The sequence below is a fragment of the Pseudomonas benzopyrenica genome, assembly GCF_036884265.1.
In the GTDB taxonomy this organism is placed as follows: domain Bacteria; phylum Pseudomonadota; class Gammaproteobacteria; order Pseudomonadales; family Pseudomonadaceae; genus Chryseomonas; species Chryseomonas benzopyrenica.
The window spans coordinates 4,519,519-4,545,799 of sequence record NZ_CP145723.1; the positions used below are offsets into that span (position 1 = coordinate 4,519,519).

The 26,281-nt window shown below is 67.8% G+C and carries 21 protein-coding genes; 14 read left to right on the plus strand and 7 right to left on the minus strand.

Annotation, left to right across the window (positions count from 1 at the left end):
- The first annotated feature begins 85 nt into the window (after positions 1–85).
- Genes V6W80_RS21375 through V6W80_RS21395 form a run of 5 tightly spaced genes read left to right on the plus strand, consistent with a single transcriptional unit; the run spans position 86 to position 7,339 of the window.
- Complete coding sequence (locus tag V6W80_RS21375; protein ID WP_160921949.1) at positions 86–1,603, plus strand: HDOD domain-containing protein; 1,518 nt, start codon at positions 86–88, stop codon at positions 1,601–1,603.
- A 57-nt stretch (positions 1,604–1,660) separates the two neighbouring features.
- Complete coding sequence (locus tag V6W80_RS21380) at positions 1,661–2,470, plus strand: rhodanese-like domain-containing protein (RefSeq protein ID WP_184290008.1); 810 nt, start codon at positions 1,661–1,663, stop codon at positions 2,468–2,470.
- A 16-nt stretch (positions 2,471–2,486) separates the two neighbouring features.
- Positions 2,487–3,395, plus strand: a complete 909-nt coding sequence (gene asd, locus V6W80_RS21385; RefSeq protein WP_160921951.1) for an archaetidylserine decarboxylase — start codon at positions 2,487–2,489, stop codon at positions 3,393–3,395.
- Between the two features lie 43 nt (positions 3,396–3,438).
- Positions 3,439–5,223, plus strand: coding sequence for a molecular chaperone (locus V6W80_RS21390; RefSeq protein ID WP_419866264.1), 1,785 nt, complete (start codon positions 3,439–3,441; stop codon positions 5,221–5,223).
- A gap of 40 nt (positions 5,224–5,263) precedes the next feature.
- Positions 5,264–7,339, plus strand: a complete 2,076-nt coding sequence (locus tag V6W80_RS21395) for an EAL domain-containing protein (protein WP_338545344.1) — start codon at positions 5,264–5,266, stop codon at positions 7,337–7,339.
- 155 nt (positions 7,340–7,494) lie between these two features.
- On the opposite strand, the gene serB is transcribed toward V6W80_RS21395, so the two are convergent.
- Positions 7,495–8,649 carry a phosphoserine phosphatase SerB gene (gene serB, locus V6W80_RS21400; RefSeq protein WP_338545345.1) on the minus strand — a complete coding sequence of 385 codons (1,155 nt, stop codon included), beginning with the start codon at positions 8,647–8,649 and terminating at the stop codon, positions 7,495–7,497.
- Between the two features lie 189 nt (positions 8,650–8,838).
- Here serB and V6W80_RS21405 point away from each other — a divergent pair, with 189 nt between their 5' ends.
- The 3 genes from V6W80_RS21405 (at position 8,839) to V6W80_RS21415 (ending at position 12,625) form a co-directional block, all read left to right on the plus strand.
- A complete protein-coding gene (locus V6W80_RS21405; protein WP_160921954.1) occupies positions 8,839–10,335 on the plus strand; it encodes an AhpA/YtjB family protein in 1,497 nt (498 codons plus the stop codon).
- A gap of 21 nt (positions 10,336–10,356) precedes the next feature.
- Entirely contained in the window at positions 10,357–11,895 is a 1,539-nt protein-coding gene (locus V6W80_RS21410) for a C13 family peptidase (RefSeq protein ID WP_017642884.1), read from the plus strand.
- Between the two features lie 88 nt (positions 11,896–11,983).
- Positions 11,984–12,625: an oxidoreductase gene (locus tag V6W80_RS21415; protein ID WP_184290004.1), complete on the plus strand. Its 642-nt coding sequence runs from the start codon at positions 11,984–11,986 to the stop codon at positions 12,623–12,625.
- 223 nt (positions 12,626–12,848) lie between these two features.
- On the opposite strand, the gene V6W80_RS21420 is transcribed toward V6W80_RS21415, so the two are convergent.
- Positions 12,849–13,784: a LysR substrate-binding domain-containing protein gene (locus V6W80_RS21420; protein ID WP_017642882.1), complete on the minus strand. Its 936-nt coding sequence runs from the start codon at positions 13,782–13,784 to the stop codon at positions 12,849–12,851.
- Between the two features lie 126 nt (positions 13,785–13,910).
- On the opposite strand from V6W80_RS21420, the gene V6W80_RS21425 reads away from it, so the two are divergent.
- The gene (locus V6W80_RS21425; protein WP_257705101.1) at positions 13,911–15,287 is read left to right on the plus strand and encodes an L-serine ammonia-lyase; all 1,377 of its coding nucleotides are present in this window, start codon (positions 13,911–13,913) and stop codon (positions 15,285–15,287) included.
- A 63-nt stretch (positions 15,288–15,350) separates the two neighbouring features.
- Complete coding sequence (locus tag V6W80_RS21430; RefSeq protein ID WP_017642880.1) at positions 15,351–15,827, plus strand: YbaK/EbsC family protein; 477 nt, start codon at positions 15,351–15,353, stop codon at positions 15,825–15,827.
- On the opposite strand, the gene V6W80_RS21435 is transcribed toward V6W80_RS21430, so the two are convergent.
- Positions 15,815–15,943, minus strand: a complete 129-nt coding sequence (locus V6W80_RS21435; protein WP_017642879.1) for a hypothetical protein — start codon at positions 15,941–15,943, stop codon at positions 15,815–15,817. The two genes, V6W80_RS21430 and V6W80_RS21435, sit on opposite strands and share 13 nt — an antisense overlap.
- Before the next feature lie 145 nt (positions 15,944–16,088).
- Between V6W80_RS21435 and V6W80_RS21440 the strand changes: the two genes are divergently transcribed.
- Positions 16,089–17,492: a PLP-dependent aminotransferase family protein gene (locus tag V6W80_RS21440; RefSeq protein WP_338545346.1), complete on the plus strand. Its 1,404-nt coding sequence runs from the start codon at positions 16,089–16,091 to the stop codon at positions 17,490–17,492.
- Here the strand turns inward: V6W80_RS21440 and V6W80_RS21445 are convergent.
- The 3 genes from V6W80_RS21445 to mpl are packed head-to-tail and all read right to left on the minus strand — an operon-like array spanning position 17,489 to position 19,765.
- Positions 17,489–17,785 carry a YceK/YidQ family lipoprotein gene (locus V6W80_RS21445; protein ID WP_338545347.1) on the minus strand — a complete coding sequence of 99 codons (297 nt, stop codon included), beginning with the start codon at positions 17,783–17,785 and terminating at the stop codon, positions 17,489–17,491. The two genes, V6W80_RS21440 and V6W80_RS21445, sit on opposite strands and share 4 nt — an antisense overlap.
- Positions 17,778–18,410 carry a flavin prenyltransferase UbiX gene (gene ubiX / locus V6W80_RS21450; protein WP_026084064.1) on the minus strand — a complete coding sequence of 211 codons (633 nt, stop codon included), beginning with the start codon at positions 18,408–18,410 and terminating at the stop codon, positions 17,778–17,780. The genes V6W80_RS21445 and ubiX overlap by 8 nt, the downstream gene beginning before the upstream one ends.
- Complete coding sequence (mpl, locus tag V6W80_RS21455; RefSeq protein ID WP_338545348.1) at positions 18,410–19,765, minus strand: UDP-N-acetylmuramate:L-alanyl-gamma-D-glutamyl-meso-diaminopimelate ligase; 1,356 nt, start codon at positions 19,763–19,765, stop codon at positions 18,410–18,412. Before mpl ends, ubiX begins: the two co-directional genes overlap by 1 nt.
- A gap of 287 nt (positions 19,766–20,052) precedes the next feature.
- Here mpl and V6W80_RS21460 point away from each other — a divergent pair, with 287 nt between their 5' ends.
- The gene (locus tag V6W80_RS21460; protein WP_338545349.1) at positions 20,053–21,219 is read left to right on the plus strand and encodes a C4-dicarboxylate ABC transporter; all 1,167 of its coding nucleotides are present in this window, start codon (positions 20,053–20,055) and stop codon (positions 21,217–21,219) included.
- Here the strand turns inward: V6W80_RS21460 and V6W80_RS21465 are convergent.
- The gene (locus V6W80_RS21465) at positions 21,216–23,108 is read right to left on the minus strand and encodes a sigma-54-dependent Fis family transcriptional regulator (RefSeq protein ID WP_338545350.1); all 1,893 of its coding nucleotides are present in this window, start codon (positions 23,106–23,108) and stop codon (positions 21,216–21,218) included. The two genes, V6W80_RS21460 and V6W80_RS21465, sit on opposite strands and share 4 nt — an antisense overlap.
- Before the next feature lie 247 nt (positions 23,109–23,355).
- Here V6W80_RS21465 and exaC point away from each other — a divergent pair, with 247 nt between their 5' ends.
- Together exaC and adhP are read left to right on the plus strand one after the other, a co-directional pair.
- Positions 23,356–24,876, plus strand: coding sequence for an acetaldehyde dehydrogenase ExaC (gene exaC, locus V6W80_RS21470; protein ID WP_338545351.1), 1,521 nt, complete (start codon positions 23,356–23,358; stop codon positions 24,874–24,876).
- 322 nt (positions 24,877–25,198) lie between these two features.
- Complete coding sequence (gene adhP, locus V6W80_RS21475) at positions 25,199–26,230, plus strand: alcohol dehydrogenase AdhP (protein WP_026084062.1); 1,032 nt, start codon at positions 25,199–25,201, stop codon at positions 26,228–26,230.
- Positions 26,231–26,281 lie beyond the last annotated feature (51 nt).

The window sequence follows — 26,281 nt, forward strand, 5'->3', positions numbered from 1 at the left end:
GCCGGGGATCTGCCCTCACGTCCCCTTTATCGGACCCGGCGCCCCGGACTGAAGGCCTTTCATCAAATTTCAAGGCGACCGTCGTATGTCCAGCCGCCCAAACACCGTCGAAGACTGGGTCAAACACCTGGAAGGCGTACGCCTGCCGGTGGCCACCGCCACCGCGGAGCGTCTGCGCCGCGCCCTGGCCGATGGCCGTCTGGCGTTGCATGAGATCGCCGAACGGCTCTGCGAGTCACCACCCCTGGCGCTGGCCCTGCTACGCGAGGCCAATCGCGGCCATGCCAGCCTTGGCGATCCGGCCGCCAGTCTGGAGGCCGTGCTCGGCCGCGTCGGTCTCGGGCCGGCGGAGTACCTGATCGCCCGCCAGCCGACCCTGCCCGAGGAGCGCCTGCCGCGTCCGCTGCGGCAGCTATGCCTGGTCAGCCAGCACGCCATGACCCTGGGGCTGGGCCTGTTCGGTGTGCCCCTGGCGCGGCTGTGGCCGGACATTCGCCTGGCCGCCCTGCTCTTTCTGGCGCCGCTCTGGCCGCTGGCGACCCGTTATCCGGAACTCTTCGAGGAATGGGAACGGCGGGTGCTGGGCGAAGGCGAACCGGCGCTCAAGGTCGAGCGCGAGCTGCTCGGCGTGCCGGCGATCCGCCTGTGCCAGGCGCTGGCCCGTCACTGGCAGTTGCCCGAGTGGATCGTGGAAGGCTATCGCCTGCTGGACCAGGATCGCCGGCAACTGGTCAGGGCGCTGCACATCGCCCATGGCGACGATCCCCTCGAACAGCAGCAGCGCCTCGACGACGACCCCAATCTGCGCCGCTGGCTGACCCATCCCGGCAACACCATCCTGCTGGCCAACGGTCTGGCCCTGGCCAGCCACCATGCCTGGGATGGTTCTCATACCCTGCGCTGGCAGCGTTTCAGCGCCCTCTATCTGCAACTGCCGCTGGCACGGGTGCAGAGTCGCAGCCATGAACTGGCGGTGCAGGATGCCCAGCGCCATGCCCGACCCGGCCTCTGGCATCCGGCCGAGGGCCTGGTCTGGCCACCGGGCGAACGGCGCCTCAAGCCGGTGCCCCGGGTACAGGTCGCCAGCGAGAGTCAGGCACAGCGCTGGCGCGGGCTCTGCGAGCAGCTGCTGCACACGCCCAGCGCCTTCGCCACCCTGCCCCAGCTGTTCGATTGCGCCCGCCAGGCGCTGGTGGCCTGCGGCCTGCCGCGGCTGCTGTTGCTGACCCCGGATCGCAACGGCCAGAAGGGCAATGTCCAGCTGCACCACGGCCTGGACGACGCCCCCGGCCTGCAACTGGATATCGCCAGCCACCCGCTGCTGGCCAAGCTGTTCGGCAGCCCCGGCCAGTTGCGCATCGATGACGGCAACCGAGCGCGCTTCGCGCCGCACCTGCCCGCCGATCTGCGCCGGCTGTTCAGCAACGAGCGGCTCTGGCTGCGCAGTCTGGGCTTCGGCGAACGGGTGGTGCTGCTGGCGATCCTGGACAGCGAACTACAGCCAGCGGATCCCCGCCGGACCGCGGCGCTGGACAAGACCTTCACCTGCATCGAGCGCGCCATCGGCACCTTCGCCAATCGTCCGCGGGCACGACCGGCCTGACGCTGGCCGGTCAACCTCGGTACACTTCACCTTCTACGGACCGACGGGAAATCCGCGATGCCCTTTTCCGCCTTGCCCCTGGTGATCGAACCGGCCGATCTCGCGGCGCGCCTGGATGCGCCCGAACTCATCCTGGTGGATCTCTGCAGCGCTGCCCACTATGCCGAAGGGCATCTGCCCGGCGCGCGCCATGTCACGCCCGCCCGCACCCAGCTGGGCAGCAAGCCGGCGCCCGGCCTGCTGCCGGCCCAGGCGGACCTGGAACGGCTGTTCGGTGAACTGGGCCAGCGCGACGAGGCCGTCTACGTGGTCTATGACGACGAAGGCGGCGGCTGGGCCGGACGCTTCATCTGGCTGCTCGATGTCATCGGGCACGGCCACTATCACTATCTCAACGGCGGGCGCCAGGGCTGGATCGCCGCCGGCCTGCCGCTGAGCACCGAGGTACCCGCTGCGGCGGGCGCACCGGTCGCTTTGACTCTGCACGAGGAGCCCACCGCCAGCCGGGCCTATCTGCAGAGCCGGCTGGGCGCCGAAGACCTGGCCATCTGGGACGCCCGTGGCGCCGATGAATACCGCGGCGAGAAGGTGCTGACCGCCCGCGGCGGCCACATCCCCGGCGCGATCAACTTCGAGTGGACCGCTGGCATGGATCGTGAGCGCCAGTTGCGCATCCGCGAAGACCTGGCCGCCGAACTGGAGCGCCTGGGCATCACCCGCGACAAGGAAATCATCACCCACTGCCAGACCCATCACCGATCCGGCTTCACCTACCTCGCGGCCAAGGCCCTGGGCTATCCGCGCGTCAAAGCCTATGCCGGCTCCTGGGGCGAATGGGGCAACCACCCCGACACCCCCATCGAATGACTGCCAAGGACCTCTCATGAAACTGCAAGACCGACTGTTCATCCTTGCCCAGCACCTGCTGCCGCACCATCTGCTGTCGCGGGTGATCGGTGGCTTCGCCGAGTGCCGGGCGCCCTGGTTCAAGAATCTGCTGACCCGCTGGTTCGTCCGTCACTATGACGTCGACATGCGCCAGGCCCAGGTGGAAGACCCCACCGCCTACGAGAACTTCAACGCCTTCTTCACCCGCGCCCTCAAGCCCGGTGCCCGCCCGCTGCCAGCCGAGCCCGGCGTGGTGGTCAGCCCCAGCGATGGCGCCATCAGCCAGCTCGGCCGCATCGAGCATGGCCGCATCTTCCAGGCCAAGGGCCACAGCTACAGCCTGCTGGAGCTGCTGGGTGGCGACGGCCTGCGCGCCGCGCCCTTCATGGGCGGCCATTTCGCCACCATCTACCTGTCGCCCAAGGACTACCACCGGGTGCACATGCCGCTCACCGGTACCCTGAAGGAGATGGTCTATGTGCCCGGGCGCATCTTCTCGGTCAACCAGCTCACCGCCGAGAACGTGCCCGAGCTGTTCGCCCGCAACGAGCGGGTGGTCTGCATCTTCGATACCGCCGTGGGCCCCATGGCGGTCATCCTGGTCGGTGCCATGATCGTCGCCAGCATCGAGACGGTCTGGGCCGGCCTGGTCACGCCACCCAAGCGCGAACTCAAGCGTTTCGCCTACGACGAGGCCGCGCGTGCGCCCATCACCCTGCGCACCGGCGACGAGCTGGGTCGCTTCAAGCTGGGCTCCACCGCCATCGTGCTGTTCGGTCCGGACGCGGTGAACTGGTCCGCTGAACTCGGCGCCCTGTCCACCGTCAACATGGGGCAACTGCTGGGGGTTCCGACCACGCCGGCCCCCTTGACCACCGTTTCCGAGCCAGGGTCTCTCGCCTAGATGCGCGGTTCATTGCCCATCGAAACAGGAGTGCGCGCGGCGAATGGATAGCAAAAGGCCACAGCTCATGTTGCGGGTACCGACGCCCGATCAGCGCAGCCTGACGTTTTGTGACGCCACACCAGCCGGCCTCAAGCGCTGGCTGGAGCAGTTGCCGCGGGCCAAGCTGGGTGAATTCGCCCGACTGCTCTATCAGGGGCTGCTGGAGCTCAATCGGCTGATCCTGACGCCGGAAGCGCGCCTGCGCCTGCTCGAATCCCTGCGTCCGGACGTGCAGCGAGTCTGCCAGTTGCTCGAACGCCATGTGCTCAATCAAGCCATCGTGCTCGACGAGCGCTCGCGCAAGGTCGCCAATCTCTGCCAGGCCCTGCAGAACCTGCTGGCCGCCGGCTACAAGCTGATCGTGGTCGAGGAAAGCGAGCGCGGCGAACGCAGCACGCTGCTCGCCACGGCCATCCAGCGCGCCCTGCGCGCCCTGCTCGGGCCGCTGATCCGCGCCGCCCAGCTCTATACACCGGTGCACGACAACCTCTGGCTGGAGCTGCATCAACTCTATCGGCTGGCGGTGACCACTGGTCTGCACAACCAGAAGATTCGCGATGAGCTGCTGCCCGGCGACGGCAGCCAGACCATCACCCAGGCCTATGGCGCCGCCTTGCTGTTTGGCGCCGCCCGCTGCAACCAGTTGCGCCAGAGCCACATCGCCCAGCTGACCCTGCACCTGGACGACTGGGCCGGCCTGATCCGCCTGCAAGGCCCCGAGCAGAACGGCACCCTGATGGTGGTGGCGCCGCAGATCGACGCCCCGCCGCGCTATCGCTCGTTGCTGCGCGAAGCCAACCTCAGTGGCCTCCTGGGGCTCGCCCCGCAGCAACTGGTGCAGGCCATCGAGGACTATCTGGCCCTGGCACCGGAACAGCGACCGCGCGCGCGCCTGCCGGTGCACGGCGATCTGTCTTTGGATCTGCTGCAACACCTGGTCGGGGCCTGGGGGCAGGAGGCGGATCGTGCCTTCCAGCGCATGCCCGGTCAGGGCCAGGTACAGGTCTGCATCGGCATGAGTGCCCTGCACTACCAACTCGCGGGTGGCCAGGTGTTCGCCGACACCCTGCGGCTGTCGGCCGCGGCGGCCCCGGAAACCTTTGCCCCCAAACCCAAGGAAGACGTCTGGTCGCTGGCCTTCGATGCCGACACCCGGGCGTCCGATGCCCTGGACTGGAGCACCGAGGCCTTGGAGGAAATCCACTACGACGTGTTGCCCGGCGACGGCGAGGCAGCCAGTCCGGCCTTTCCGATCCATGCGGTACAGGTGGTCAACCACAGTCCCGGTGGCTATTGCCTGAGCTGGAGCGGCGAAGTGCCCGAACAGTTACAGGCCGGTGAACTGCTCGGCGTGCGCCTGCCCGAGGATCACAACTGGGGCCCGGCGGTGGTGCGCTGGGTACGCCAGGTGCCCGGCAGTGGCACCCAGATGGGCGTCGAACTGCTGGCGCCCACCGCGCGGCCCTGCGGTCTGCAGCTGCTGCGCAAGGCCGAGCAGAACAGCCAGTACCTGCGTGCTCTGCTGCTGCCGGAGATCAAGGCCATCGATCAGGCGCCGACGCTGATCGCGCCACGCCTGCCCTTCCAGGAAGGCAGCAAGGTGCAGATCAATCAACAGGGTAACGAACAGCGTGGCATGCTCGACCGGCGCCGCAGCATGACGGTCAGCTTCAGCGTCTTCGAATATCATCTGCTGGAACAGACCGGAGCTCAGCCTAACGGAGGGCCTTCGAGTGGTAGTGCGCGGCTGGAGGAAGACTTTGACTCGCTGTGGAAGTCTCTGTAGCTTCGAGGGATTGTCGTTATCGCCAGGGTGCGAGTAGACCATGGCTGCCGAACACAGTGCGATCCGCCTGTTGCTGCTCGAAGCATCGCAGAACGAGGCGGAACGTCTGGTCAGCCTGTTCCGTAATGCCGGACGGGCAACGCGGGCCCACCGTCTGGCCGACCCCGCGGATCTCGACGAACTCCTGTCCCAATCCTGGGACCTCGCCATCCTCGCCCCACCTTCTCCTGAGCTCGACAGCCTGGCCGCCCTGCGTCTCTTGCGCCGTCGGGCGCCTCAGCTCGCCGTCATCCAGCGGGTGGCACCCGAGGAGCCCACGGCGGTGCTCGAAGCCCTGCGCCTGGGCGCCCGCGACGGTATCGCCAGCGACAACGACGAGCACCTGCTGCTGGCCAGCCTGCGCGAACTGGGCAATCTGGCCGAGCGCCACGAACGCCGGCGCCTGGAACAGGCCCTGGCCGAAGCCGAGCAGCGCTGCCAGCTGCTGTTGGCCAATGCCGTGGATGCGGTGGCCTATGTCCACGACGGCCTGCATATCCACGTCAACTCGGCCTATGTGGAGCTGCTGGGTTATCCCTCCGCGGAAGACCTGGAAATCACGCCGCTGATGGACCTCATCGCCGCCGCCGACCAACCGGCGCTACGCGAGGCCTTCCGTCAGTTGCGCGACACTCCCAGCCCCCTCGAACTGGATTGCCGGTGCGTCCGCCAGGACGGCAGCACCCTCGGCGTGCACCTGCGCCTGACGCCAGCCATCTATCTCGACGAACCCTGCGTGCAGTTGCACCTGCGCGAGGAGCGCGCGGCCCCGGCCGCCGAGGCCCTCGAGGAACAGCTGCGCGAGGTGCGCTTCCAGGACACCCTGACCGGGCTGCTCAATCGCAGCCGCATGCTCGAATTGCTCGAAGACGCCCTGGAGCGCGCCCGGCTCGGCGCGCCGGCCAGCTTCGCCTACCTGAGCATCGATCGCTATCCGACCCTGCTGGCCGAGCTGGGCATAGGCGCCATGGACGAGTTGCTGGTGGCCCTGGCCGAGCGCCTGAGCGAGCACTTCGGCACCCTGGTGACCCTGTCGCGCTTCGCCGACGATGCCTTTACCGTTCTCCTGCCCCAGGCGGCCGACGCCAGCCTGGACAGCGCCTTCGAGCGCCTGCTCGGCCGTCAGGAGCGCCAGCCGCTGGCCCTGGCCGGACGTAATCTGGCCATCAGCTATTCCATCGGTGTGGTCAGCCTGGACAGCCATACCAAGAGCGCCGGCGACCTGGTGGACCGGGCGCACCGTTCCGCGCGCCAGGTCGCCCAACGGGGCGGCAACGCCTGCAAACGCTACGACCCCCAGGAAGAGCTGGCCGCCGCCGCCAATCGCGGCAACCTGGTGGCCATGGTCAAGCAGGCCTTGCAGCAGAACGGCTTTCGCCTGCTGTTCCAGCCGGTGATCGGCTTGCGCGGCGGCAGTCACGAGTACTACGAAGCCCTGCTGCGGCTGATCAACCCCCAGGGTGAGGAGGTCTCACCGGCCGAATTCGCCCGCACCGCCCGTGACAGCGGCCTGAGCGGCCAGATCGATCGCTGGGTGATCCACCAGGCGGTGCGCCAGCTGGGCGAACACCGCGCGCGCGGCCACGGCACGCGCATCTTCGTGCACCTCTCGGGCGCGACCCTGGGCGATCTGGAATTGTTGCCCTGGCTGAGGGAAACCCTGCAGGCGCAACAGCTGGACGCCGAGGCGGTGATCTTTCAGCTTAGCGAGGAAGACCTGCTGGCCCAACCGGAGCAGGCCCTGGCCATGGCGCAACGGCTGCGCCGCCAGGGTCATCCGGTCACCCTGAGCGGCTTCGCTGCCGGTGACCCGCCGCTGGCGGCGCTGCGCCTGCTGGTGCCGGATTACGTCAAGCTGTCGGGCAAGCTGATCAAGGACCTGGCGCAACCGGACCACCAGGAGCGCCTCAAGGCCCTGGTCGCCGAGCTCAGCGCCCAGAACGTCCAGACCATCGCCCCCTTCGTCGAGAGCGCCAGCGTGCTGGCTCAGCTCTGGCAGGTCGGGGTGCACTTCATCCAGGGCTACTACCTGCAGGAGCCCAGTCAGGCGATGGACTACGAGTTCCATGCCGAGTAGCAGCGACCCAGCCTGGGACAGGTTCATCGCGGCCATGGGCTGCCGCAGCGGCGGCTGAACCTACGGCATGATCGCGGCCATGGGCCGCTCCTACGGGTGTTTGATGTAGGCGTAGGAGCGGCCGCAGCGGCGGACCGCGATGGCCGCTGGGAGGCTCAGCCCTGGGTAAGCCGATCTTCCACGCCCAGCAGATAGAGCACGCCATCCAGGCCCAGCACGCTCACCGACTGGCGGGCGGACTGGCGCACCAGTGGCTTGGCGCGAAAGGCCACGCCCAGACCGGCCAGGGCCAGCATCGGCAGGTCGTTGGCGCCATCGCCCACGGCGATGGTCTGCTCCAGCGTCAGGCCCTCACGGCTGGCCAGTTCCTGCAGCAGATCGGCCTTGCGCTGGGCATCGACGATGGGCTCGACGGCGCGGCCGGTCAGCTTGCCGTCGACGATCTCCAGTTCGTTGGCATAGACGTAGTCGATGCCCAGCCGCGCCTGCACCTGGCGGGCGAAGTAGGTGAAGCCGCCGGAGAGGATGGCGGTTTTGTAGCCCAGCCGCTTCAGCTCGGCGAACAGCCGCTCGGCGCCCTCGGTCAGACGCAGCCCGGCACCGATGTCTTCCAGCACCTCCTCGGACAGGCCCTGCAGCAGCGCCATGCGCTCCGTGAAGCTGGCGCGGAAGTCGATCTCGCCGCGCATGGCCCGCTCGGTGATGGCCGCCACCCGCTCGCCGATACCGGCGGCCTTGGCCAGTTCGTCGATGACCTCGGCCTGGATCAGGGTGCTGTCCATGTCGAACACCGCCAGCCGGCGATGCTGCCGCTGCAGGTCGTCGGGCTGCCAGCCGATGTCGGCCTGGCCTTCCTGGGCCAGCGCCAGCAGGCCCGCGCGCAGCGCCTGGGGTTCGTGCGGCTCGCCGGTGACGCGCAGCTCCAGGGCGGCCCGTTCGTTCGCGCCCGGCTCGCTCAGGGCGCGGATGGCGTGGATGTTCAGGCCCTGCTCGCGGCATAGCGCGGCCAGCCGGGTCAGCGGCAGATCGGCCAGACTGCGGCCCATCAGCGTCAGGACATGGGCTTCGCCGCTGTCCGGTGCCGGCTGCGCCAGGGGCGCCACCTGCAGCCCCAGGGCCTGCAGTGCCTGCCCCAGCGCGGCGCCGGCACTGGCCGGGCTGACCAGCAGGGTCACCGCGGCACTGTTGTCCAGACCCTGCTGCTGCAGCGATTCCAGCCGGGCACCGGCCGCGGCCAGGGCGCCGGTGAGCGCAGCCAACCAGTCGGCGGGCAGGATGCCTACGGCCTGGAGTCCGATAACGTCTTGCATGGCGATCCCCTCGCGGAAAAGCGCGCAGTCTACCCTTTCGCCCCGGCGGTGCCGAGCCATGGGCACCGGCTGGCGGCGGGAGTCCACCGCCGGCCTCTTTTGCGGGCGAAGCCCTGCATTCGCCGTTTTCGCGCCCCTGGCCCGCTGGTTATACTGGCCGCACATTTTTTGTCCAAAGAAACGATTTCTGTGACCCGCCCCGCGACCGTCAAGCCCGATAATTTCTTCCTGCTGATCTACCGAGCCCTGCGCCAGCGTCGTGTGCCGGTGGCCTTGCGCATCGTTTCCCACAGCCTGCTGCTGGTGGCGGCCGCTCTGGTGATCTATGCCGGCATCATGAGCATGCAGTTCCGCCATGCCATGCAGCAGCAGGCCGACGCCGTCGGTCAGAGCCTGGTGACCCAGACGGCCAACTCCGCCGCCGAACTGCTGGTGGCCAACGACAACCTCAGCCTCAATGTGCTGCTCAGCAACCTGGCGCGCAATCCGCTGGTGGCCCATGCCGCGGTCTACAGCCCGGACAACCGGGTGCTGGCCGAGTCCGGCACCCGCCCGAGCCAGGGCTTGCTGACCGCCACCGAGGGCATCTACAGCACGCCGATCCGCTTCCAGGACGTTACCGCCGGCCAGGTGCGCCTGGCGCTGGACATGGACCAGTTCCAGCAGCCGATGATGATCAGCCTGCAGAACATGGGTCTCTTGGGGCTGATCCTGCTGGGCCTGACCCTGATCCTCAGCCTGCGGCTCGGGCGCCAGCTGTCGATTCCGCTGCTGGAACTGCGCGTCTGGCTGCGCGATCCCGACGATCCCGCACCGGGCGCCGGCCGCCTCGACGAACTGGGCGACCTGGCGCGCCAACTGCAGAGCCGCCTGGTCCCGCCCAAGCCGCCCAAGGCGGAAGTGGCCGAGGACGACGATCCCTTCGCCGACGAACAGGGTGGCCTGAGCGTCAAGCCGCCACCCGCACGCAAGGCCCCCACTGCCAAACCGGCTGCCCGCAAGGCGCCTGCGGCGGATGCCGACAACGAACTGGACGCCGATGCCTTCGCCGATCTGGTGCCGGACTCCTTCACCGAGCCGCCGCCCACGCCGGCTCCGGTAGTGCCCACCGAGCCCGACATCGTCACCTCCGCGGTGCTGGCCATCCAGCTCGGCGCCCAGGACCAGCTCAGCCGGTTGCCGCGCAGCCGCCTCGAACAGCTGCTGGAGCGCTATCGCGACTGCCTGCAGCAGGCCACCGAGCTCTATGACGGCGAACTCCACACCCTCAAGGACGGCGGCAGCCTGATCCTCTTCCACGAGCGCAGCGACGACGATGACTACCTGACCCGCGCGCTCTGCTGCGGCGAGATCATGCGCGCCCTCGGTCACGCGCTGCAGGTGGAAGTGGTCGGCAGCGGTGCAACCCTGCAGCTGCAGCTGGGTCTGACGCAGGGCGAACGCCTCGCCGGCCTGGAGCTCGCCCAATTGCTGGAAAACACCACCGTACGCAATGCCCAGGCGCTGAGTCGCCACAGTCGCAACCTGTTGCTGGTCGAGCAGAGCATCGCCGAGGACGAGCTGCTGCGTAAACGCGCCCGTATCCGCACCATCGCCAGCCCCGCCGGGGCCAGTTGCGTGGAGCGTCTCCTGGAACCCTACTCCGCGACGCTGGAGCGTCACCTGGTCCGGCTCGAGGCGCGTTGACGCGCCCGCCCGACCCCACCTATGAGCGCCCTCCTGCCCCGTCTCGCCCTCGCCGCGCTGTTGCTGGCGGCCTGCGCTGTCCAGGCGGCGCCCAACGCGAGCAGCGTGAGGCTGCCCGATGGCGGGGTCTATACCGGCGAGATCGTCAGCGGCTTGCTCAACGGCAGCGGCCGCATCGAGTGGCCCAACGGCAACTGGCTCAAGGGTCGCTTCAAGGATGGCCTGGCCGAAGGCCCCGGCGAACAGCAATTCGCCGACGGTACCTACTACCAGGGCACCTTTCGCCGCGGTCTCTACCATGGCCAGGGCAATCTGATCAGCAGCAGCGGCTGGGAGTACCACGGCAGCTTCGTCAACGGTCGCATGCAGGGCCAGGGCTCCAAGCTCGACAGCGACGGCACCCAGACCATCGGCACCTTCAACGACGGCCACCTCAATGGCGTCGGCCAGTGGCAGGAGCCGGGTGGCGATCGCTATGACGGCGAATTCGTCGACGACCAGTTCGAAGGAGCCGGCGTCTATCGCAGCGCTGGTGGCGATCTCTGGCGCGGCCGCTTCAGCGGTGGCGAGTTGACCGGCAACGGCGAATTCGTCGGCAGCGACAGCAGCCAGTATCGCGGCGCCTTCCGCAACTGGAAGTTCGACGGCCAGGGCGTGCTCACCAACAGCGACGGCAGCGTCTATCGCGGCAACTTCGCCGATGGCGTCTATGCCGGCATGGGCGTCCTGACCGGCGCCGACGGCCAGGTCGAACGCGGTCTCTGGGAGGGCGGCAAGCGCATCCGCGACGACCAGGGCCAATACATCGCCGATCCCCTGGAGCGCGCCCTGCTCGACCAGGGCAAGGTGCTCGACCAGGAGCTGCAGCAGATCCCGGCCTCCACCTCCGCCACCGAACTCTATGGCCTGGTGCTGGCCGGTGACGGCGGTCAGGGCGTATTCCAGCGCGAAGCCAACTACGTGGCCAACTTCCTGACCACCACCTGGGGCGCCCGCGATGTCGTCCACCTGATCAACGCCAAGGACATCCGCAGCGACCATCCGCTGGCCACCCGCGAGAATCTCTACCAGAGTCTGCAGGCCCTGGCCCAGCGCACCGGTCCCGAAGACCTGATCCTCATCTACCTGACCAGCCACGGCTCGGCCGACCATCAGCTGGTGCTCTCCCAACCGGGCCTGGACCTCTCCAGCCTGCCGGCCGCGGAGCTGGGCCGCCTGCTCGCGCCCCTGCGCGGCCGCGACAAGCTGATCATCGTCTCCAGCTGCTACAGCGGCGGCTTCATCCCGCAATTGCAGGACGACCATACCCTGGTGATGACCGCCTCCAAGGCCGATCGCACCTCTTTCGGCTGCACCGACGAAGCCGACTTCACCTACTTCGGCCGTGCCCTGTTCGCCGAGGCCTTCCAGCACACCGACGATCCCGAGCAGGCCTTCCAGCGCGCTCGCGACACCGTGTCGGTGCGCGAGAAGACCGAAGGCTTCGATCCGTCCGAGCCCCAACTCTGGGCGCCGCCTGCCGTGCTGCAGAAGTGGCGCGCCTGGCGTGCGAGCCGCTGAGTGCGGCTTTCGCCCAGGGCCTTGACGAACAACCGGAACGCCTGAGGTCCAACCTGACATCAGCGGTCGCCGCTACAAGGAGAGCCCCGTGTACCTGACGCCTCAGCATGCCCTCATCGCCGGCGCCACTGGCCTGACCGGCGAACACCTGCTCGATCGCCTCCTCAACGAGCCGACGGTACCCCGGGTACTGGCACCGACGCGCCGTCCGCTGGCGGAACACGCCCGGCTGGATAATCCGGTAGGTGACCTCAACAGTCTGCTGCCGACCCTGGAGGGCCCGCTGGACGTGGCCTTCTGCTGCCTGGGCACCACCATGAAGCAGGCCGGTTCCGAAGCCGCCTTTCGCGCCGTGGACTACGGTCTGCCCCTGGCGGTGGGTCAGCGCGCCCTGGAACTGGGCGCCCGCCACTACATCGTGGTCAGCGCCATTGGCGCCGATCCGCAGTCCTCGATCTTCTACAACAAGGTCAAGGGCGAGCTGGAAGAAGCCCTGCGCGCCCAGGGCTGGACGCAACTGACCCTGGCACGGCCGTCACTGCTGATCGGCCAGCGCCAGGAAGAACGCCTGGGCGAGCGCCTGGCCGCCCCGCTGTCGCAGTGGCTGCCGGGCAAGTGGCACGGCATCGAAGCCGCCGTCCTGGCCCGGTCGCTGTGGCGCCTGGCCCTGGAAGAAGGCAAGGGCGTGCGAGTGGTTGAATCGGACGAGTTGCGCAAACTGGGGCGCTGAAGGCTTGGCCGCTATCGACCGTAGGTTGGGCTGAGAAGGCTCCATCGTCGAAGCCCAACATGCCGGTGCCGAGGCAAACACTGTTGGGCTTCGCTGCGCTCAACCCAACCTACGATAGCCTGTAGGAGCGGCCCATGGCCGCGATCCCCTCACTCATTCAGGCTTGTGTCGTTAGCCCTCGCTACCAGGCCTGGGTGCATCCCATCGCGGTCGTGGACCGCTCCTACGCCGGCTGCGCCAGCACCATCTGATCCACCTCCTGCACCAGCCAGTCGTGTAGGGCGCGCAGGCGCGGGTCAGCCAGGGCACCCTGGGCATAGAGCAGCATGTACCTCTTGTGCGCCGGCACGGAACGACCGAAGGGCGGCACCACCAGCACACCACGAGCCAGTTCGTCGGTGATCAGGGCGCGGCGGGCGATGGCCACGCCCATGCCGGCGATGGCCGCTTCGATGGTCAGGTGGTTGCGGTTGAAGGTATGGCCCCGCCGCACGTCCAGCGCCGGGGCGCCGATGCTGGCCAGATAGAACTCCCATTCGGCGTATTCGTAGCTGCCGCGCCAGGCGGTGATGTCATGCAGCAGCGGATAGAACTCCAGGTCCTCCGGTCGCTCCAGTGGCGGGCGTCCCGCCAGCAGACTGGGGGCGCAGACTGGAAAGATCTCCTCCTCCATCAGCGGCGTCGAGGCCAGGCCCGGATAGCTGCCGTCGTTCAGGTCGATGGCCAGGTCGAATTCGCCCTCGCGCAGCGACCAGCTGCTGTCCTCGGCCACCAGGCGCAATTGCAGATCGGGAAAGCGGGCCTGTAGGCGCGGCAGCCGCGGGGTCAGCCATTTGCCCAGGAACGAGGGAATCGACCGGAGCCGCACCACGCCGCCGAACTGACCGGCGTTGAGACGGCGCAATTCGGCATCGATCAGCCCGTAGGCCTGATTCAGGGTGGTCGCCAGGCGCTGGCCCTCGGCGGTCAGCTCCAGGCCACGCGCGACGCGATGGAACAGCTTGAAACCCAGCCGCTCTTCCAGCTGGCGCATCTGCTGGCTGATGGCGCCGGGCGTCACGTGCAGCTCTTCGGCACAGCGCGTGAAGGACAGATGCCGAGCGGCGCAGGCGAAGACCTGTAACCAGGCCTGGGTTTGGGCATTGAGGATCCGGCTCATCGATGAGTTCCGCTAAAGGATCGCTTAGAAGCTTTCGTTTGTGCGAGCTGAGGGCTTATCACCACTATGAGCCATCCGCCGGCACCTTGTCTGGCGACCATTCAAGCTCAATCAGGGATTACCGACATGGCCATCAGCGTCTTCGACCTGTTCAAAATCGGCGTGGGTCCGTCCAGTTCCCATACCGTGGGCCCGATGCGGGCCGGCGCCCTCTTCGCCCAGCGGCTGGTCGACGAAGGCCTGCTGGAACAGGTCAAGCGGGTCGAGGTGCGCCTCTATGGCTCGCTGTCGGCCACCGGTGTCGGCCATGGTACCGACCGCGCCACCCTGATCGGCCTGATGGGCGAGTGGCCGGATCGCGTCGATCCTGCCGCCGTGGAGCCACGCATCGAAGCGCTGCGCAATGAACGTCAGCTGCTGCTGGCCGGTCGCCAGGCGATCCACTTCGATTGGCAGGAAGACATGCTGCTGCTGGAAGAGAGTCTGCCCTATCACCCCAATGCCATGACCCTGACCGCCTTTGGCGCCACCGGCGAGGTGGCCGAGGCGACCTACTACTCCATCGGCGGCGGCTTCGTGGTCGACGCCGCCCAGGCCGCCAGCGGGGTGCTGGACAACGACACCACCGAACTCCCCTATGACTTCTCCAGCGGCGCCGAGCTGCTGCACCTGTGCCGCAGCCACGGCCTGGGCGTGGCCGAGCTGATGCTGGCCAACGAAAAGCGCTGGCGCTCCGAGGAAGAGATCCGCAGCGGCCTGCTGCGCATCTGGGACGTGATGCGCGAATGCGTCCAGAACGGCCTCGCCAACGAAGGCATCCTGCCCGGCGGCCTCAAGGTGCGTCGCCGCGCCGCCCGTCTGCACCAGAGCCTGCAGGCCATCGGCAAGCCCAACGTCATCGGCTCGACCCTCTCCGCCATGGAGTGGGTCAACCTCTTCGCCCTGGCGGTGAACGAGGAGAACGCCGCCGGCGGACGCATGGTCACCGCGCCCACCAACGGTGCGGCCGGGATCATCCCAGCGGTGCTGATGTACTACATGAAATTCAACCCCGACGCCTGCGACGACGACGTGGTGCGCTTCATGCTCGCCGCCGCCGCGGTCGGCATCCTGTGCAAGAAGAACGCCTCCATCTCCGGCGCCGAGGTCGGTTGCCAGGGCGAGGTGGGTTCGGCCTGCGCCATGGCCGCCGCGGGCCTGGCCGAGGTGCTGGGCGCCAGCCCCGCGCAACTGGAGAACGCCGCCGAGATCGGTCTGGAGCACAACCTCGGGCTGACCTGCGACCCGGTAGGAGGCCTGGTGCAGGTACCCTGCATCGAGCGCAACGCCATCGCCGCGGTCAAGGCGATCAACGCCGCCCAGATGGCCCTGCGCGGTGACGGCGAGCACTTCATCTCCCTCGACCAGGTGATCCGCACCATGAAGGAAACCGGCGCGGACATGCACAGCAAGTACAAGGAAACCTCCCGCGGCGGCCTGGCCGTGACCTTCGTGGAGTGCTGAGTCAGCCTTGACGCAGGCGCGGTGGATTGTCGAGAGTCGGACTTTTCCCTCACTGGAACGCCCATGAGCCTCGACTCCGTCCGCCAGCACCTTGCCCGCATCGCGCCCGACCTCGAGATCCTCGAGGCCACCACCAGTACCGCAACCGTCACCCTGGCGGCAGCCGCCCATGGCGTGGAGCCCGGGCGCATCGCCAAGACCCTGGGCTTGAAAGTCGGGGATCAGCAGCTGCTGCTGGTGGCCCGCGGCGATGCGCGACTGGACAACCGCAAGCTCAAGGCCGCCTTTGGTGGCAAGGCCAAGCTGCTCGATGCCGCTACCGTGGAAGGCCTCACCGGACATCCAGTAGGTGGCGTCTGCCCGTTCGGACTGACCACCCCGCTGCCGGTCTACTGCGACGAATCGCTCAAGGCCTTCGACGAGGTACTACCCGCCGCGGGCGCCATCCACAGCGCCGTGCGCCTCACGCCCGAGCGGTTGGCCGCCCTCAGCGAGGCGCGCTGGGTGGATGTCTGCGAGGTGGGCGATCAGCGCAGCTGATCGTGCTTTTCGACGTCGCGCCGATCCTTGTTCAAGACGACGCAGGCGTAGTAGCCGCCACCAAGCAGGATGAGTGCGAGCAGGCTGAAAAGAATCATGAAGATACCATCGTCCATGGCTGCCTCCGAGAGATGCCAGAAAGGGATGGATAAAGCTTAGGCCCCCGGACGCCAGCGTTACAGCAGCAGGTAGACATATGAAAAACCGGATCAGATGGCCGGTGCCTCGCTATAGTGACGGTCTCCCCTGCCCTGGCCTCGCATGAAGCGCTACGAACGATTCGCCGACCAGCTCGCCACCCTGATGAACAGCGGCGTCCTCGCCCCCGGCGAGCGCCTGCCGTCGGTGCGCAACGCCAGTCAGACCCACGGCATCAGCCCCTCCACGGTGTTCCAGGCCTATTACCTGCTGGAGAGTCGCGGCCTGATCGAGGCGCGCGAGCGATCCGGCTACTTCGTCCGCGAACCGGCTCGGGCGCGGGACGCGGCGCCCTTGCTGACCCCTCTGGAAGGCACCGAGGTGGCGGTGAGCGATCTGGTCTATTCGGTGCTGCAGTCACTGCAGGACCCGGACATCGTGCCCTTCGGCTCGGCCTTTCCCAGTCCCGATCTGTTTCCCCTGGCGCGGCTGGCCCGCAGCATGGCCCACGGCCTGCGCGACTTGCCCGCCCAGGACCTCACCGCCTACGTCACCCCCGGTCATCCCGAATTGCGTCGGCAGATCGCCCGGCGCTACGGCCTGGCCGGCATGCCCGAGGTCGGCGAAGAGCTGGTGATCACCCACGGTGCCCTGGAGGCCCTCAACCTGGGCCTGCAGAGCCTGACCCGTCCCGGCGATTTGGTGGCGGTGGAAAGCCCGGCCTTCTACGCCAGCCTGCAGGTATTGGAGCGGCTACAGCTCAAGGCGGTGGAGATTCCCGTCGACCCCGAGCGCGGCCTCAATCTGGATGCCCTGGAAGAGGCCCTGAGCCGCCTGCCGATCAAGGCCTGCTGGTTCATGAGCGGCCTGCAGAATCCCACCGGGGTCAGTCTCGACGACCGCGCCCAGCAGCGACTCTATGGCCTGCTGCAACGCCATCAGGTGCCGCTGCTGGAAGACGACGTCTATGCCGAGCTCTACAGCGGCAGCGAACCGCACCGCCCGGTCAAGCGCTTCGACCGTGACGGCCTGGTGCTGCACTGCGGCTCCTTTTCCAAGTGCCTGGCGCCCGGCTATCGCATCGGCTGGATCGCCGCCGGCCGTCAGGCCGGTGCCGTCGCCCGGCTGCGGCTGATGACCACCATCACCCCCTCGATGCCGGCCCAGGCCGCCCTGGCGGACTACCTGCAGCACGGCGGCTACGACCGCCATCTACGCCGCTTGCGACTGAGTCTCGATCGGCAGCGCCAGGCCATGCTGACCGCGGCGCGGCGCTACTTTCCCGCCGACACCCACGTCAGCTGGCCCCAGGGCGGTTACTTTCTCTGGTTCGAACTCCCCGAGCGGGTGGACAGTCTGGCGCTCTATCGCCAGGCCCTGGCCGAGGGCATCAGCCTGGCGCCGGGACCGATCTTTTCCGCGCAGCAGGGTTTTCGAAACTGCATCAGGCTCAATTGCGGTCATCCCTGGGACGCGCGCAGCGAGGCAGCCATGGCCAGGCTCGGGGAGTTGCTGAAGGCGCTCTAGAGGCCGCCGCGCACACTACCCCGCCCACCGATGGCGGCCGGCAGGGACAGCGGCAGCAGCAGGGTGTCGAGCAAGGCGCTGCCGGGCAGGTCCAGCACCGGCCAGGCTGGTGCCTCGGCGCCAAAGCGCTCCTGGGCGCAGCAGCCGCCCTGCAGCGCATAGAGATCCAGCCGGGTACCGGCATAGACCACCGGCGCGCCGGGCTTGGCGGCGTCCAGGGTACGCACCGTAGCGCAGCCGCCAAGGGCCAGGACGGCCGTCAGTAGCAGGCCGAGACGCACGATTCTAGTCATCGTTGCCGGACAGGTGATGTTCGCCCCAGCGCGGCAGCATGTCCTGGGGGATGCCCAGGGTGTTGAGGATGCGTGCCACCACGAAGTCCACCAGGTCGTCGAGGGTCTGCGGCTGGTGGTAGAAGCCCGGCGAGGCCGGCAGGATGGTCACCCCCAGGTTGGACAGCTTGAGCATGTTCTCCAGGTGGATGCTGGAGAACGGCGACTCACGCGGCACCAGCACCAGCTGACGGCGTTCCTTGAGGGCCACGTCGGCGGCGCGTTCGATGAGGTTGTTGCTGGCGCCGGTGGCGATGGCCGAGAGGGTGCCGGTGGAACAGGGGCAGACCACCATGGCCGCCGGGGCGCTGGAGCCGGACGCCGGCGGCGCCATCCAGTCGCTTTGGCCGAACACCCGCACCTGGCCAGGGGCCGCGCCGGTGTATTCGGTGAGAAAGGCCTGCATGGCCTGGGGCTTGGGTGGCAGCACCACATCGGTCTCGGTGGCCATCACCAGTTGCGCGGCCTTGGAGATGAGGAAGTGCACCTCGCGTTCCTCCTGCACCAGGCAGTCCAGCAGGCGCAGGCCGTACTGGGAGCCGGAGGCGCCGGTCAGCGCCAGGGTGATGCGTTCCGGGCCGGCCATCATGCCTGCTCCAGGGCCGCGGCCAGCTTGCCGTGCAGTCCGCCGAAACCGCCGTTGCTCATGATCACCACGTGGGTGGGTCCGTCCAGTTCCGCCTTGACGCGCTCGATGATGGCCTCCAGGGAGTCGCAGACCACGGCCGGCACGGCGCAGGCCTCGGCCGTTCCGGCCAGGTCCCAGCCCAGATTCGGCGGGGCGTACCAGATGACGCTGTCGGCGCCGGTGACGCTGTCCGGCAGGCCGTCACGGTGGGCACCCAGTTTCATGGAATTGGAGCGCGGCTCGATGACGGCGATGATCCGCTCGCTGCCAACCCGGGCGCGCAGCCCCTGCAGGGTGGTGGCGATGGCGGTGGGATGGTGGGCGAAGTCGTCGTAGACGGTCACCCCACGCACCTCGGCGACCTTCTCCATGCGCCGCTTCACGCTACGGAACTCGCTCAGGGCGGCGACTCCCATAGCGGGCACCACCCCGACATGACGAGCCGCCGCCAGGGTGGCCAGGGCATTGGCCACGTTGTGCTGGCCGGTCAGTTCCCAGTTCACCGTGCCCTGCACCTCGCCGTCGAACAGCACCTCGAAGCGCGAGCCGTCCTCGGCCAGCAGGCGAGCCTGCCATTGACCACCTGCGCCGGTGGTCTGCACCGGGGTCCAGCAGCCCATCTCCAGCACCCGCACCAGGGCCGTTTCGGCGGTGGGATGGATGACCAGGCCACTGCTGGGAATGGTCCGCACCAGATGATGGAACTGCCGCTCAATGGCTGCCAGATCCGGGAAGATGTCCGCGTGATCGTATTCCAGGTTGTTGAGGATGGTGGTCCGCGGCCGGTAGTGGACGAACTTGGATCTCTTGTCGAAGAAGGCGCTGTCATATTCATCGGCTTCCACCACGAAGAAGGGCGTGCCGCCCAGGCGCGCCGAGATGCCGAAATTCTGTGGCACCCCGCCGATGAGAAAGCCCGGGCTCATGCCGGCATGCTCCAGCACCCAGGCCAGCATGCTGGTGGTGGTGGTCTTGCCATGGGTCCCGGCGACCGCCAGCACCCAGCGGCCCTGCAAGACGTGCTCGGCCAACCACTGGGGACCGGAGACATAGGGCAGGCCCTTATCCAGCACGTATTCCACCGCCGGATTGCCGCGCGACAGAGCGTTGCCGATCACCACCAGGTCCGGGGCCGGATCGAGTTGCGCCGGATCGTAGCCCTGGGTCAGTTCGATGCCCTGGGCCTCCAGCTGGGTGCTCATGGGCGGATAGACGTTGGCGTCGGAGCCGGTCACGCGATGGCCGGCTTCCTTGGCCAGCACCGCGAGCGACCCCATGAAGGTGCCGCAGATACCGAGGATGTGGATGTGCATGACAGGCTGGCTCCGCTGCAGATTGAACGGCGGCAAGGTTAGCACGGGGGGCCGCGCGGCCGGAGCGATGGCCGTCGCGGATGCCTGGTTCAAGGACAGCAAACCGGCGACACCAGGGGCGCGCGCGTCAACCAGATCGGGCACGTCGCCACGCCCTGACGGTGAGACGACGTATCGCCCGAGAACAGCGTCTTATCTACCTTTTGGATTAATTGTTCAAATTACTTCGCTTTCAATGATAAGACTGCCTGCCTAGGCTAGGGTCATTCCGTTTCAGGAGTCCTGCCATGTCTCTTGCCGATGCCCTGGCCCTGCGCCAGGGGTGCAAACCCTTCCGCCACCTCGACCGCCCACTGGAGATCATCCGCCAGTTCACGCCCCACTGGTTCGCCGTGACCATGGGCACGGGCATCCTGGCGCTCGCGCTGGCAGCCTTCCCCCTGCCGCTTCCCGGCCTGCACGCCCTCGCCGAAGGCCTCTGGCTGCTCGATGTCCTGCTGTTCAGCCTGTTCACCGGGCTCTATGCCGCCCGCTGGCTGCTGTTCTACCAGGAAGCCCGCGAGATCTTCGCCCACGCCACCGTCTCGATGTTCATCGGCACCATTCCCATGGGCCTGGCGACCCTGATCAACGGCCTGCTGCTGTTCGGCCTGCCACGCTGGGGCGAGGCGGTGCTGCCCCTGGCGCTCGGCCTCTGGTGGCTGGATGCGGCCATGGCCCTGGTCTGTGGGGTGCTGATTCCCTATCTGATGTTTACCCGCCAGGCGCACCGCATCGACCAGATGACCGCCGTCTGGCTGCTGCCCGTGGTGGCCGCCGAGGTGGCAGCCGCCAGTGGCGGCCTGCTGGTGCCGCACCTGGCGACCAGCGAGCAATTCACGGTGCTCGTCGCCAGCTATGTGCTCTGGGCCTATTCGGTGCCGGTCGCCTTGAGCCTGCTGGTGATCCTGCTGTTGCGCCTGGCGCTGCACAAGCTGCCGCCGGCCAGCATGGCCGCGTCGAGCTGGCTGGCGTTGGGACCGATCGCCACCGGCGCCCTGGGCCTGCTGATACTGGGCGCCGATGCACCGACAGTGTTTGCCGCCCATGGCCTGGCCGGAATCGGCGAGATCGCCCAAGGCCTGGGCCTGTTGGGCGCGGTGCTGCTCTGGGGACTAGGGCTCTGGTGGCTGGCGCTGGCCGTACTGGTGACCCAGCGCCAGGCCCGTGAAGGCATGCCCTTCAACCTGGGCTGGTGGAGCTTCACCTTTCCCCTGGGTGTCTATGCCCTGACCACCCTGCGCCTGGGGGAAGCCCTGGCGGCGCCCTTCTTTACCGGCCTGGGCACCGTGCTGGTAGTGCTTCTTGCACTGCTATGGACCCTGGTCGCCAGCCGCACCCTGGCAGGCGCCTACCAGGGCAGCCTGTTCGTCTCGCCTTGCATCGCTCATCTTTGCCAGAAGGCGGCGCGTTAGTCCTGCGGACGTTGCAGACCGTGTTGATGCAGCCAACGATAGAGGGTGTTGCGACTCACTCCCAGGCGCTTGGCGGCGCGAGTCATCTGCCAGTGGCAGTCGTCCAGCACCGCACGCAGTTCCTCGCGGGCGCTGTCGACCGGCGCCGCGCTGGACGGCAGCGGCAGCCGGGCGCCACGGCAGTCGGCGGGTAGCTCGTCCAGACCGATCTGGCCGTCTTCGCTCAGGGCCACCAGGGTGCGCAGCACGGTGCGTAACTGGCGGACGTTGCCAGGCCAGGGCTGGGCGAGCAGACAGGCACGGGCTGCCGGATCGAGACGGATCGCCTCGCCGCGGGCCTCCTCGGCCAGCAGCAGATCGAGCAGTTCGCCACGGTCACTGCGCTCACGCAGGGCTGGCAGGGTCACCACCAGGCCGCGCAGGCGATAGTAGAGGTCTTCGCGAAAACTGCCGGCGGCCACCAGGGCTTCCAGATCACGGTGACTGGCGCTGACCAGGCGCAGGTCCAGGGCGCGAGGTGCGCCGCCGCCAAGGGGCACCACCTGGCGCTCTTCCAGCACCCTGAGCAAACGCGTCTGCAGCGCCAGGGGCATGTCGCCGATCTCATCGAGAAAGAGGATGCCGCCATCGGCCTGCTGCAGCTTGCCGGCCATGCCTTCCTTGCGCGCCCCGGTGAAGCTGCCGCCACGATAGCCAAACAGCTCGCTTTCGATCAGCGTCTCCGGAATGGCCGCGCAATTGAGCGCGACGAAGGCCTGACCGGCGCGGCTGCTGGCGCGGTGCAGGGCGCTGGCGAAGGCTTCCTTGCCGGTGCCGGTCTCGCCATGCAACAGTACCGGCACATCGCGTTCGAGGACCTTGAGCGCCCGGGTGAAGTCCCGCGCCAGGGCCGGATCGGCCAGGCAGATACCACTGGGCGCGGGCGTCTTGGGCACCGCCACCGGGGTGACCGGGCGCACCTGAGGGCCGCGCACCAGGCCGTGGAAGCCCTGCCCCTGGCGTCCGCGCAACGCCCAGCAGGCGCTGGGGTGCGGGCGGGCGCGCTCCAACAGGTCGTCCAGCCGTAGCTCGAACAGGGCCTCCATCCGCTGCCCCAACACCGCACTACGCGCCAGGCCGAGCAGCATCAGCGCGGTTTCGTTGGCGGCCTGGACGCGGCCCTCGTCGTCGAAGGCCAGCAGCCCTTCGCTGAGCAGGCCGACATAGGCCGCCTGGGCATGGAAGCGCAGCAGGTAGCCAGCGGCGTAACGGTCGAGGAAATAGCAGCTCTCGATCAGCTTGGCCGAGAGATTGACCAGCGCCATGGTATGGAATTGGCCCTGGCGCGAGGCTTCCTGGCGGGCGCTGGAGACGTCCAGCACCGCCAGCAGCTCGCCGGCCGGATCGAAGACCGGACTGGCCGAGCAGGTCAGCTGGGTATGGCGACTGCGAAAGTGTTCGTCGCGATGGATGGTCAGCGCCTGGCGCTCCACCACGCAGGTGCCGATGCCGTTGGTGCCCTCGCAGGCCTCGCTCCAGTCGGCGCCCAGCCACAGGCCGGCCTGCTGGAAGGTCTCGCGCTCGGCGTCGGCGGTGACGCAATCGAGGATCAGCCCGCGGGCATCGGTGAGCAGCACGGCATGGCCGGCGCCGCCTAGTTGCTGGTGCAGGGAATTCATCTGCCCACGGGCGATCTGAAGCACTCGCTGCTGGCGCTGGCGGTGCTCGTCGAAGCGGGCGCGCTCCAGCACCCAGGGCGCCACACGCGCGGCCGGGTCCAGCTGGTGTTCGTCGAGACAGCGCCGCCAGGAGCGGGCGATGGCCGGATCGCTGGCCGGGCCGTCAGGGACGGCGCCGCGGGCGAGTTCGAGCACCTGGCTGGCATGACGATCGGACGGGGTGGCGGCCATTGTCGTTGTCCTCCGCGGGGGCGTCTGCGCGGCCTCCAGCATAGGCCAAATCGGTCGGACTGCGCACGCTGTCACCCCCAGGTGACAGGCTGTCACGCCAAGGGGTGACACCTCTGTCACAGTGACAGGTGACGGCACTCCCTGGAAAAGCCCGCAAGGCCGCATCCATGCGGGTTCGCCTGACTTGGCCCGTGCCTTGCTCAGGATCGGAGCGCCGCTTCATACAAGAACAAACAGGAGACCCACCATGCGCTACGCAGCTCCCGGCACCCAAGACGCCCTGCTGACCCTGCAGGCCCGCTACGGCAACTACATCGGCGGCGAATTCGTCGCCCCGATGAAAGGCCAGTACTTCACCAACACCTCCCCGGTGAACGGCTCGGTGATCGGTGAATTCCCCCGTTCCGACGCCGCCGACATCGAGCGCGCCCTGGACGCCGCCCACGCCGCCGCCGATGCCTGGGGCCGCACCTCGGTGCAGGACCGCTCGCTGATCCTGCTCAAGATCGCCGACCGCATCGAACAGAATCTGGAAAAACTGGCCGTCGCCGAGACCTGGGACAACGGCAAGGCGGTGCGCGAGACGCTCAACGCCGACGTGCCCCTGGCCGCCGATCACTTCCGCTACTTCGCCGGCTGCATCCGCGCCCAGGAAGGCAGCGCCGCCGAGATCAACGACAACACCGCCAGCTATCACTTCCACGAGCCACTGGGCGTGGTCGGCCAGATCATCCCCTGGAACTTCCCGCTGCTGATGGCGGCCTGGAAGCTGGCCCCGGCGCTGGCCGCCGGCAACTGCGTGGTGCTCAAGCCCGCCGAGCAGACGCCGCTGTCCATCACCCTGTTCGCCGAGATCGTCGGCGACCTGCTGCCGCCCGGTGTGCTCAACGTGGTGCAGGGCTATGGCAAGGAGGCCGGCGAGGCCCTGGCCACCAGCACCCGCATCGCCAAGATCGCCTTTACCGGCTCCACCCCGGTGGGTTCGCACATCCTCTCCTGCGCGGCCAAGAACATCATTCCCAGCACCGTGGAGCTGGGCGGCAAGTCGCCCAACATCTACTTCGAAGACATCATGCAGGCCGAGCCGAGCTTCATCGAGAAGGCCGCGGAAGGTCTGGTGCTGGGCTTCTTCAACCAGGGCGAGGTCTGCACCTGCCCGTCCCGCGCCCTGGTGCAGGAATCCATCTACGCCCCCTTCATGGAAGCGGTGATGAAGAAGATCGCCCAGATCAAGCGTGGCGATCCGCTGGACACCGACACCATGGTCGGCGCCCAGGCCTCCCAGCAGCAGTTCGAGAAGATCGTCTCCTACCTGGAGATCGCCCGCGAGGAAGGCGCCGAATTCCTCACCGGCGGTAACGTCGAGAAGCTGCAGGGCGACCTGGCCAGCGGCTATTACATCCAGCCGACCCTGCTCAAGGGCCACAACAAGATGCGCGTCTTCCAGGAGGAAATCTTCGGCCCGGTGATCGGGGTGACCACCTTCAAGGACGAAGCCGAGGCCCTGGCCATCGCCAACGACACCGAGTTCGGACTTGGCGCCGGCGTCTGGACCCGCGACATCAATCGCGCCTACCGCATGGGCCGCGGCATCAAGGCCGGTCGCGTCTGGACCAACTGCTACCACCTCTACCCCGCCCACGCTGCCTTCGGCGGCTACAAGAAATCCGGCGTCGGCCGTGAAACCCACAAGATGATGCTCGACCACTACCAGCAGACCAAGAATCTGCTGGTCAGCTACGACATCAATCCGCTGGGCTTCTTTTAGGTGCCGAATCACGGGCTGGTGCGCTAGAGCCAAACAAGGCGGAAATAGCCAAGGAAGCGCAGTTTACTCAGCGTAAATGAGCATTCCGAGGCTATTTCCAACGCAGTTTGGCCGAAGCGCGGCAGTTCGTGATCGGTGCCGACGCCTGGATGGCGCGCCTCAGCAGGAAGTAGGGACGCGCCTCCCACCTGACCTGGATCAACACCCGCTCCCCGTGGGTGGCCGACGCTAGAGGCAACGGCCGCCCGCGGTGGACAGGTGCGTCCCGGCGCAGGCCCCGTCTGGCTTCATCCACGCATCATGCATCCATGAGGGACTCGTCATGCCTAAAACAATGAAAGCCGCTGTCGTCACCGCCTTTGGCAAACCCCTGGAATTCCGCGAAGTCGAGGTGCCTACCCCGGGCGCCGGCCAGGTACTGGTCAAGATCGCCGCCAGTGGCGTCTGCCACACCGATCTGCATGCCGCCCAGGGCGACTGGCCGGTCAAGCCCAATCCGCCCTTCATCCCCGGTCACGAAGGCGTCGGTCATGTAGTGGCGGTGGGCGCCGGGGTCACCCACGTCAAGGAGGGCGACCGGGTCGGGGTGCCCTGGCTGTATTCCACCTGCGGCCATTGCGAACATTGCCTGGGCGGTTGGGAAACCCTCTGCGAGTCCCAGCAGAACACCGGCTACTCGGTGAACGGCGGCTTCGCCGAATACACCCTGGCCGATGCCGGCTACGTCGGCCGGCTGCCGGACAACGTCGGCTTCGTCGAGATCGCGCCCATCCTCTGCGCCGGGGTCACCGTCTACAAGGGCCTGAAGATGACCGACACCAAGCCGGGCAACTGGGTGGTGATCTCCGGCATCGGCGGGCTGGGCCACATGGCGGTGCAGTACGCCCGGGCCATGGGCCTGAACGTGGCGGCGGTGGATGTGGACGACCGGAAGCTCGACCTCGCCCGCCGGCTGGGCGCCGAGGTCACGGTCAACGCCCGCGAGCAGGATCCGGCGGCCTACCTGAAGCAGGAGATCGGCGGTGCCCACGGCGCTCTGGTCACGGCGGTTTCGCCCAAGGCCTTCGAACAGGCCATCGGCATGACCCGTCGCGGTGGCACCATCGCCCTCAACGGCCTGCCGCCGGGTGACTTCCCGCTGTCGATCTTCGATATGGTGCTCAACGGCACCACGGTACGAGGCTCCATCGTCGGCACCCGCCTGGACCTGCAGGAGGCGCTGGACTTCGCCGGCGAAGGCAAGGTCAAGGCCACGGTGAGCGCCGAGCCGCTGGAGAACATCAACGACATCTTCGCCCGCATGCATGAAGGCGGCATCGAGGGCCGAGTGGTGATCGACATGGCGCTGGGCTGAGAACCAGCACCCCACTCCCGTGGCTGCCACGCCACGGGAGTGAACCTTTGC

Coding starts and splice junctions, on each gene's coding strand:
- V6W80_RS21375 (WP_160921949.1), top strand. CDS start 86: ATGTCCAGCCGCCCAAACACCGTCGAAGACTGGGTCAAACACCTGGAA.
- V6W80_RS21380 (WP_184290008.1), top strand. CDS start 1,661: ATGCCCTTTTCCGCCTTGCCCCTGGTGATCGAACCGGCCGATCTCGCG.
- asd (WP_160921951.1), top strand. CDS start 2,487: ATGAAACTGCAAGACCGACTGTTCATCCTTGCCCAGCACCTGCTGCCG.
- V6W80_RS21390 (WP_419866264.1), top strand. CDS start 3,439: ATGGATAGCAAAAGGCCACAGCTCATGTTGCGGGTACCGACGCCCGAT.
- V6W80_RS21395 (WP_338545344.1), top strand. CDS start 5,264: ATGGCTGCCGAACACAGTGCGATCCGCCTGTTGCTGCTCGAAGCATCG.
- serB (WP_338545345.1), bottom strand. CDS start 8,649: ATGCAAGACGTTATCGGACTCCAGGCCGTAGGCATCCTGCCCGCCGAC.
- V6W80_RS21410 (WP_017642884.1), top strand. CDS start 10,357: ATGAGCGCCCTCCTGCCCCGTCTCGCCCTCGCCGCGCTGTTGCTGGCG.
- V6W80_RS21420 (WP_017642882.1), bottom strand. CDS start 13,784: ATGAGCCGGATCCTCAATGCCCAAACCCAGGCCTGGTTACAGGTCTTC.
- V6W80_RS21425 (WP_257705101.1), top strand. CDS start 13,911: ATGGCCATCAGCGTCTTCGACCTGTTCAAAATCGGCGTGGGTCCGTCC.
- V6W80_RS21430 (WP_017642880.1), top strand. CDS start 15,351: ATGAGCCTCGACTCCGTCCGCCAGCACCTTGCCCGCATCGCGCCCGAC.
- V6W80_RS21435 (WP_017642879.1), bottom strand. CDS start 15,943: ATGGACGATGGTATCTTCATGATTCTTTTCAGCCTGCTCGCACTCATC.
- V6W80_RS21440 (WP_338545346.1), top strand. CDS start 16,089: ATGAAGCGCTACGAACGATTCGCCGACCAGCTCGCCACCCTGATGAAC.
- V6W80_RS21445 (WP_338545347.1), bottom strand. CDS start 17,785: ATGACTAGAATCGTGCGTCTCGGCCTGCTACTGACGGCCGTCCTGGCC.
- ubiX (WP_026084064.1), bottom strand. CDS start 18,410: ATGGCCGGCCCGGAACGCATCACCCTGGCGCTGACCGGCGCCTCCGGC.
- mpl (WP_338545348.1), bottom strand. CDS start 19,765: ATGCACATCCACATCCTCGGTATCTGCGGCACCTTCATGGGGTCGCTC.
- V6W80_RS21460 (WP_338545349.1), top strand. CDS start 20,053: ATGTCTCTTGCCGATGCCCTGGCCCTGCGCCAGGGGTGCAAACCCTTC.
- V6W80_RS21465 (WP_338545350.1), bottom strand. CDS start 23,108: ATGGCCGCCACCCCGTCCGATCGTCATGCCAGCCAGGTGCTCGAACTC.
- exaC (WP_338545351.1), top strand. CDS start 23,356: ATGCGCTACGCAGCTCCCGGCACCCAAGACGCCCTGCTGACCCTGCAG.
- adhP (WP_026084062.1), top strand. CDS start 25,199: ATGCCTAAAACAATGAAAGCCGCTGTCGTCACCGCCTTTGGCAAACCC.